The organism is Mycobacterium sp. UM_CSW (assembly GCF_000455205.1).
GTDB lineage: Bacteria > Actinomycetota > Actinomycetes > Mycobacteriales > Mycobacteriaceae > Mycobacterium.
The window spans coordinates 1-725 of sequence record NZ_AUWQ01000176.1; the positions used below are offsets into that span (position 1 = coordinate 1).

The window sequence follows — 725 nt, forward strand, 5'->3', positions numbered from 1 at the left end:
TGCCCAGTGCCCAGTGCCTCCCCGATGGGCAAGCCCTGCGCCTACGCCTAGCCGCCGCAGCCTGCGTCGCTACCCCTGTGCCGCCTAAGGCGGGGTGTGGCGCGCACACGACACCGTCACCGATCGGGTCGTTGCTATCAAGCTCTTTGCCCGCGAATCTGTCTCATGACGAAGACTTTCAGCGGCGGTTGCGCCGGAAGCGCGCAACTCGTCGGCACCTTATTGACTGCACTTGCGCGGGAGAGCACGCTCAAGCAGGCTGAGCCGACACGAAGAATGGGTCATCGAAACACGTCCATGATCCGCGTGCCCAGCAAATCTGTTTTGCAGCAAGCTGGATCGAATGAAACGGGATTCGGAGAATGCGAGATGACGACTGCACATGAAGTGCAAATCCATGCTCAACGGATCATTGAAGCGAACAAGCATCTACTCGTCTCGGGGGTGCTATCGCACTCCGGGCTGGCCAACCTGAGCGCCAGGCTCGACGCGGATCGGTTCTTGCTGACCACGACCGGATATGTGCGAGAGTTGCGCCCTGACCAGCTGGCCACGGTCGGTCTCGATGGCGAGGTCCTCGACGGCGAGCTAGCACCGGAGAACGCCGAAATTATCGCCATGCACAGCGTCGTTTACAACGCTCGCATTGACGTCGGCTCAGTAATTCACACCCACTCTCCCGCCGCGACGGCTTTCGCGCTGGCCCACCGGCCGTTGCCGTGCCG

General features: G+C 61.7%; 1 protein-coding gene. It reads left to right on the plus strand.

The features are described from left to right. Positions 1-165: 165 nt before the first annotated feature. Positions 166-725: class II aldolase/adducin family protein (locus tag N415_RS32440; protein ID WP_204366850.1), on the plus strand; the 560-nt coding region annotated here is incomplete at its 3' end.